At 46.2% G+C, this 7,314-nt stretch carries 7 protein-coding genes; 1 reads left to right on the forward strand and 6 read right to left on the reverse strand.

All coding sequences use genetic code 11. From position 1 onward, the window contains the following. The first annotated feature begins 631 nt into the window (after positions 1-631). Positions 632-1,609, forward strand: coding sequence for a hypothetical protein (locus RLO19_RS31550; protein ID WP_446361812.1), 978 nt, complete (start codon positions 632-634; stop codon positions 1,607-1,609). Between the two features lie 17 nt (positions 1,610-1,626). Here the strand turns inward: RLO19_RS31550 and RLO19_RS31555 are convergent, their stop codons facing one another. The 6 genes from RLO19_RS31555 to RLO19_RS31580 are packed head-to-tail and all read right to left on the reverse strand — an operon-like array spanning position 1,627 to position 7,261. After that, on the reverse strand, positions 1,627-4,080 hold the full coding sequence (locus tag RLO19_RS31555; RefSeq protein WP_446361814.1) for a CHASE2 domain-containing protein: 2,454 nt from the start codon (positions 4,078-4,080) through the stop codon (positions 1,627-1,629). 20 nt (positions 4,081-4,100) lie between these two features. Continuing rightward, positions 4,101-4,751 (reverse strand): bifunctional phosphoribosyl-AMP cyclohydrolase/phosphoribosyl-ATP diphosphatase HisIE, encoded by a 651-nt coding sequence (hisIE, locus tag RLO19_RS31560; RefSeq protein WP_446361816.1) that lies wholly within the window; start codon positions 4,749-4,751, stop codon positions 4,101-4,103. 51 nt (positions 4,752-4,802) lie between these two features. Then, on the reverse strand, positions 4,803-5,042 hold the full coding sequence (locus RLO19_RS31565; RefSeq protein ID WP_446336431.1) for a 2Fe-2S iron-sulfur cluster-binding protein: 240 nt from the start codon (positions 5,040-5,042) through the stop codon (positions 4,803-4,805). A 16-nt stretch (positions 5,043-5,058) separates the two neighbouring features. After that, the gene (cobQ, locus tag RLO19_RS31570; protein ID WP_446361818.1) at positions 5,059-6,555 is read right to left on the reverse strand and encodes a cobyric acid synthase CobQ; all 1,497 of its coding nucleotides are present in this window, start codon (positions 6,553-6,555) and stop codon (positions 5,059-5,061) included. Between the two features lie 60 nt (positions 6,556-6,615). Continuing rightward, the gene (locus RLO19_RS31575) at positions 6,616-7,026 is read right to left on the reverse strand and encodes an Npun_F0494 family protein (RefSeq protein ID WP_446361820.1); all 411 of its coding nucleotides are present in this window, start codon (positions 7,024-7,026) and stop codon (positions 6,616-6,618) included. Positions 7,027-7,045: 19 nt separating this feature from the next. Beyond that, the gene (locus tag RLO19_RS31580; RefSeq protein ID WP_446361822.1) at positions 7,046-7,261 is read right to left on the reverse strand and encodes a hypothetical protein; all 216 of its coding nucleotides are present in this window, start codon (positions 7,259-7,261) and stop codon (positions 7,046-7,048) included. Positions 7,262-7,314: the final 53 nt, after the last annotated feature.

Genomic DNA, 7,314 nt, shown 5'->3' on the forward strand with positions numbered 1-7,314 from the left:
GGTTTAAGCTTGAATTCGTAGGTTAGATTAAACACTTTACATCACCTCCGGACACCATTATACACACGTTTTAGCCATCGTCCAGGCGTTTGTTAAAGTCCCCCTAGAAGGGGGAGGTTTTAGACCCAAGTTTTCCGATAAGGTTTTTTCTATCGCCCTTACCGATTAGTAAGCCAGGGCGGGTTTTGTTGTTCCCGTTTTGATCACCAGGGAGTTTTAGCAGCTAAACTGGGCTAAACCCGCCCCTACATTGACTCAAAAAAGTACCCGAAAATTCATGTTTAGCACCGCTAAGTGTGATTACATCAATTGACGCTCTAACCATTGTTGAGCAACGTCAAAAAGAGTGGGTGGAGGAAGTGGTTCATTATAGTTAATCGACAAATCATACGCCGCCTCATCATAGAAAAAATCTGTGGGTGTTTACAATTTTTAACGACCTGAACAAAAATTGATGTCTAGGTGCTGAGTCCCAGTAATCTCCTGACTTTTGCCTACTTTTTTCGATTCCGTCCCTAACTTATCCTATTGCCACCTTATTCAGCAAAAGATAAACTAAAAGTATAAGGTTATACATTTTACAGGTAATTGGTGTGCATCTTGAACGGAATTATTCAGGAGCTAGATCGATATGAATCGTTTAATGAAATCCGTTTCCCCGATTTTATCAATTACTCTCTTAGTCGTCCTCGTGGGCTGTTCTCAGGGAGAAGAACCAGTGGCGACAGAGACACCAATTACGGCTGAACCCTCCCCAGAAGTGATACCTGTTTCCACTTCCCCTGAACCTTCCTCCTCTCAACCTAATATTGATCCTTACACTCAAGCCATTGATCACGCCATGGGAGCAGCCACAATTGGTCAGTCAGCGGTGGGTGAGCAGGATTGGAATTTAGCGGCGAGTCGCTGGGAAAAAGCAATTAGCCTTCTTAAAACCGTCCCGAATTCTCACCCAAATTTTGCCATTGCACAAAAGAAGATTAGCACCTATCAAAGGAATTTAGCAATTATTGAAAGTAACCTAAAAGAGGCACAACGGGACTATTTTCAAGAATCACTACAACTGGGGATGAAAGCGGCTCAAGCGGCTCAATCTGCACAAGGCTTATCTGACTGGCAGCAAGTGGCAAATAAATGGGAGCTAGCTATTAATAGCCTGGAAACTGTACCCAATCGTAGCAAAAATTATTCGAGGGCGAGAACAAAAATTATTGAGTATCAACAAAATTTGAGTGTAGCTAATGAAAAGATAACAGATGCTGTCACAGCCAAGTATTGTCAACCTCAAGTCGCTCCTATCGAATCGGAAGGATTAGTCGTTTCTAATCTTCGGATTTACAGCGAACCGACTGACGAAGAAAATTTTGTTTACGGGTGTATTACTAATCAAAGTAACCAAAGCTTATCCAGTATTGGCGTAACCTATGGCTATACGTATGAAAATGGATTTGGTGCTGGTCTCACGTCCCTTACCGACTACGATTTTACCCTTAATCCCGGAAAAACAATGTTCTTTAAGAGTTCTTTCTCTTTCAATAAAAATGTGCCAGAGGTTGAGCTAAGTTTTAGCTCAGAAGCGGGGACAGTAGACACGATTATCACTCGTTAATCTAGGGAATAGAGAATTTAATATCGTCTCCCCACAATAGATAGTGCGTAAATTCCTATTGTAACCGATGGTAAAAATAAGGGAACCAATAGGGCAGCGGAAATATAAACCTGTAATCCAATTAGTCCATAAATAGCAGTTGCACTGGTTAATAGTACCAACCCATGCCATATCTTAATTTGTCGGCGTTCACCAATAATTAATAACATTCCTTTCCCCAAAAATGCCGCCATACCAACCATCCACAAATCTGGAATTGGAATCACTAACCTTTGACTTAATAAATGATGCATAGTATAGGCATGTGCCTCACCTCCTGTAAATACGGGTGGATAATTGATTTGCGGATTTTGCGATCGCCAATAGTCTACAGCCAGGGGAATGGGAAAGTTATCACTCCCTCCATCAGTTACTCCCGCTTGGTCATATCCGCCAGCCGCAATCAGGACAACTTGCTGTTTTAATTGTTCCGGTGTTGGTGCGTTATTGGTATTTTCTAGTAACTCCCAAGCGGCGATAGTTTGATAGGCATAATCGGGAGGGATGGAAAAATCAATAATTGGATATAACCAAAGTTGTTGAAATTTTCGCGATGGGTTCGTAATGGAAGGAAGGCGCAACTCATGCAAAAAGGCAGTGAGGGGATTGGGGGCAGGATTTTGGTCTAAATAGGAAACCAATCGGGTGCGAAAAATTGCCGATGAATCAGTCTCGGTTAATCGCTGGGGTTGCGGTAAATTCGGATCGATAGGTGTTTGATTGGCGGCGCGGGCGAGGGCTAATAAATAGGCAAAGGAACAACTATCTGCACAACTGGTATGGGCGGGTAGAAGTTTAGCGTACCAAAGGGGCGCATTAATATAAGCCTCTAAAGTCCAATTGGGGTGGGCGAGACTATCAATTATTCCTAGTTCTTCGTTTCCGGTTTTTACCGCCGCAAATACCAACCAGGTTTGTTTTTTGTCGATGGCTTGCTGAATGGATTGGGCGAGAACATCATCTTCATCGGTGGGACTATCCAGGAGATAATCTAACCCAATCACTTTGGCATCTAATGCGGTAAGCTGATCAATGAGGCGAGCTAAATAGGTGCGGTCAATGGGATTAATTCGTCGCGCATCAATATTAGCACGGAGAAGAGAATCACGATCAATATGAACTAACAGAACCGGTGGGGATTTATCGGTAGGAGTCTGTGCGGTGATGTTTCGATAAACCGACTGCATCCAAACCCGCCGTTCCAGTAGAAAATCTTGCACCCCAGGGCGTAAACTAAGAAACATGAGAACTAAAAGCGCGATCGCTTCGAGTTTAGTGGGCAACCAACCCTTGACCTGTTGCTTCCAGCCCCTGGGTTCTAGCCGAAAGGGTGAGGCGTCAGGATGGCGAAAGAGGGAGGGAACTAAATAGGCGCTAGGATAGGTGAGATGCTTTTCTAATTTGAGATACTGACAAGCTTCCCGCAGGGATTCTTGTACATCATGAAACTGGGCTAACCGTTGCAGAAACTGGACGAGGAATTCTTGGGCGACGTGGTTATGAATCGGTTCTCGCATCACCGCCACCTGACTTAAGCCTAAATCAATCAGGGAATTGGCTAAACTGAGTCCATTACAGGAGTTAAACAGGGCAAATTGTAATCCTCGTTCCTTGGCGATTTTCACAGGGGTAGCGATTTCACTGAAATTCACAGACAATCCCGGCGCGATCGCAAACTCTCCACCGGTTAAAATAGTTTCATTACTATGACCCGCAAAAAATAAGATATCCCAGCCTCGTTCATCGGTGATTTGCTTGACAATTTCCGTTTTTAATGCATTTCCATCCTGTCCAGGTTGCCAACCGACAAAAACAACCTCAGCGATTCCGGCGAGCGATCGCACCGCCTCTTGATCCGCCTTAAAATCTAATCCGGTATCATCTCCCCAAATCACCAAAATCCGCGCCCGTCGCCGCCGCCTGGGTGTCACTGTGGTGCCTTGAATCGTCAGGGGTGTACGCAGGATATGAATTTGAGATGGTGCGGCAAACTCTGTCCCAATTTCCCAGGCTTCCCAGGGTAATCGGGCGAGTTCTAGGGGATTACAGGTGAGAAAGATTTCGATAATCGGCATATCCTTCATCCCCTGATCTCGAACCGCCTGAACGATACGAGAACGAAGTTCAAACAACTCCCCTCGCCGCAACCATTGATGAAACTCGTAGAGTAATTTCGCCTCAGCTTGGACAAGTTTAGCGTGCCAATCAATTGGCGGTGTATTCAAGTTACCCATCTGAGACACCCGCCCTCGCAGCGCCTGCTTATAGAAACTCAGATAAACCGTACTCCAATCCTGATACAGCGTGGTTAGGGTTTCTGGATAGGGTAAGGTGACACCAATTTGTTGTCCTCGTCCCCAGGACAACTCAAACAGACAAGCCTGTTCGACGCGCTGCACTTTGAGATAGAACACAAAACGGTTGGGAGTCATTGACTTAGTGGGGGAGGATGTCAACGCCTTCTGTCTTGTAACTTGCGATAAACGTCTCGCACATCAACCTGATGATGGGCTAATGCGACTAGGGTGTGATAAAATAAATCAGCCACCTCAGACGCGATCGCATCCAACTCATCATCCTTGCACGCCATCACTACCTCGGCGGCTTCTTCGCCAATCTTTTTGAGAATCTTATTATCCCCACCCTTAAATAGCTTACAGGTATAGGATTCGGCTGTGGGATTATCCCGGCGATGGCAAATCACTTCAAACACCTGAGATAGGGTATCGGCTGGCGGTGCAGCCTTTATCCCATCCACCTGATGGAAACAACTGCGTTCCCCAGTATGACAGGCAACATCCCCCACCTGTTCTACACCAATCAGCAGCGTATCACTATCACAGTCATAACGGAGCGATCGCACATGCTGCAAATGACCCGATGTCGCGCCTTTGTGCCATAATTCCTGACGCGAGCGACTCCAGAACCAGGTTTCCCCAGTTTCCAAGGTTTTCTGCAACGATTCCCGATTCATCCACGCCATCATCAATACTGTACCATCCAGATAATCTTGGACAATGGCAGGGACAAGTCCGTGATCGTTATAACGGATTTTCTCAACCGGAATCGCGGGAGTCGGAGTAGAGGATGTAGTCGATGACATAGTGGAGTAAATTAGCAACTAATATAGTTCAGGCATCTCTTATGAATGATTTTACCAAGTTGGATCACTGTAGAGATTAATCGTAAGCTGTTCGGAACCCGGTGGTACAGCAGAGATGCAGGCGCAAATCGTTTCTCCCTCGTTAATCTCAACCTCACAAGCATGACACGAACCCATGAGGCATCCTGTGGGAATGAAAACACCCGCGCGTTGAGCTACTTGCAGTAGGGGTTCTCCGACTTCTGCATTAATGGTGACATCATCGGGTAAGAATCGAATGGTAACACTCATGAACAGGTTCTAGTTATTAACTCAGGGCAGGTAAAATAGTACTTAAATCCAAATGAGCCTCTACGCTATCGGCTAAGGAATTCAAAACCACTTCTCGCTGATCTCGGTAGTCTGGAATACCCGTTGGCAAAGACGAAAGTCCGCGTTGATGTCGCAGTTGATTCAACCAAGCCCGTCGCCAAGGACCATTATCAAATAAACCATGAAGGTAAGTCCCCCAAATCGATTGAGTCACATCGACTAATCCTAAACCTGGGTCATCAAACAGGGGTTGATAGGCAGACTGATTATCGGTGGTTTCCGAGTCAATCAGCCGAGAACGTCCTTGATGAATTTCATACCCTTCTACAGGTAAACCAACTTGAGGATAGTTGGAGCTAACCAAGCGTTGACGAGTTACTTTTCGGGCAGTAATTATTGTTTTAATGGGTAATAATCCTAATCCCTGATACTGTCCCGGTTCATCCTCAATGCCATCCGGATCAAGCAAGCTTTGACCCAGCATTTGAAAACCACCACAAATGCCTAAAACTGTACCCCCCGCAGCGGCATAGTTTTGAATTTCTTCAATCATGCCTGTTTTGTGCAACAGGAGTAAGTCTTTAATTGTAGTTTTGGTTCCTGGCAAAATCAAGGCGTCGGGGTAGCCGAGGGATTGATGCGGTGTTATATATTTTACCGTGACCGTCGGTTCAGCTTCTAGGGCGTCAAAGTCGGTAAAGTTAGAGATCCGGGGGAAGCGAATCACCGAGATCGTTAATTCACTATCGAGCTTTCTCTGATTTTCGCGCTCCAGTAGCGCCAAAGAGTCTTCAGCGGGAAATATCTCATTCATCCAGGGAATAACCCCAACCACTGGAATTCCCGTGCGTTGTTCAAGCCAAGTAATCCCCGATTCCAAAAGCGAGCGCTGTCCTCTAAACTTATTAATTACCACGCCCTTAATCAAGGCTCGCTCATCTGCGTCCAACAGTTCCAGAGTCCCAACAATATGAGCAAATGCGCCGCCGCGATCGATATCTACCACGAGTAAGGTTGGTGCATTTAAATGTTTCGCTATCCGCATATTGGTTAAATCGCGGTGCTTAAGATTAATCTCCGCCGGACTCCCTGCACCCTCACATACCAGAAAATCAAACTCATGACTCAAACGCCCTAGGGACTCTTCAATCGCCTGCCAACCGCGATCAAAGTATTGTTCGTAATAATCCGCCGCGCTGACTTTACCCACCACTTGACCCATGAGGATAACTTGAGAGGTCATATCCCCTTGAGGTTTGAGTAAAATCGGGTTCATTTCGACACAGGGCGTCACATTAGCCGCCCAGGCTTGGACGGCTTGAGCATGTCCAATTTCTCCCCCATTGGGGGTGACATAGGCATTGAGCGCCATATTTTGTCCCTTAAACGGAGATACACGCCAACCGCGCCGAGAAAGAATACGGCACAATGCGGTAACAATAAACGATTTTCCTGCGTGGGACGTTGTCCCCACCACCATCAGCGATTTCATAAAGCGGCTTCGGAGTTATAGGGTAATCAGGACAAATAGAAGCAACCCTGGACTATAGATTTAAATCGGCAATCGCCACCAACGGTTCCAGGCGTGAGTGATGCGATCCCAAAGGGATGGCGGGGGTAATGACTCGCCTTGGCTTGCCCATTTTTCCACCAGTTGACGACCCAAGGGCGTGAGACGAAAACTGTCGGTAATACCCTGCCCATCAACTTCTCGCCGCAACACACCGACTTGAATCAACCACATTAAATCACGTTCGGCTGCCAACTCGGATAAGGAACGCTTAGAATAACCCTGTTCTATCCCTTTTTGGGTTGCGATCGCGAGTAGGGAAACACTGGTCGAACGCATCTCCTTGTACAAGGTTAACTGAAAGGGCAAACAGCGCACAGCTTGTTCAGCGCGTTGAACCGTTCGCTCTGGATAGTGAACCGACTGGGCTTTTTGTGACGAAATGGAAGTCATTGGTTAGCTGGTGGAAACGCTAGTGAACCCCACTTTTAGGCTTCAATCCATCCATCTTAACTTTAGTATTGCCGAGCGTGTATTGGCTTGAATCAATATCAAACACGTAAATAACCGGAGCTTGGTAGCCCCGATCTTTTAAGTCGGGGCGTCCAAGCGACAACGCAGCTTTAGCTGCCGTCAAACTGATAGAATAAATTTGTGAGTAAGAATCACCATCTATGCAACGAATCATTCTAGTACGGAGCAATCCCCGCTACGAAGAACCGAACGCAAGCTGCGAAACGA

Source organism: Coleofasciculus sp. G2-EDA-02 (genome assembly GCF_040226375.1).
GTDB lineage: Bacteria > Cyanobacteriota > Cyanobacteriia > Cyanobacteriales > Coleofasciculaceae > Coleofasciculus.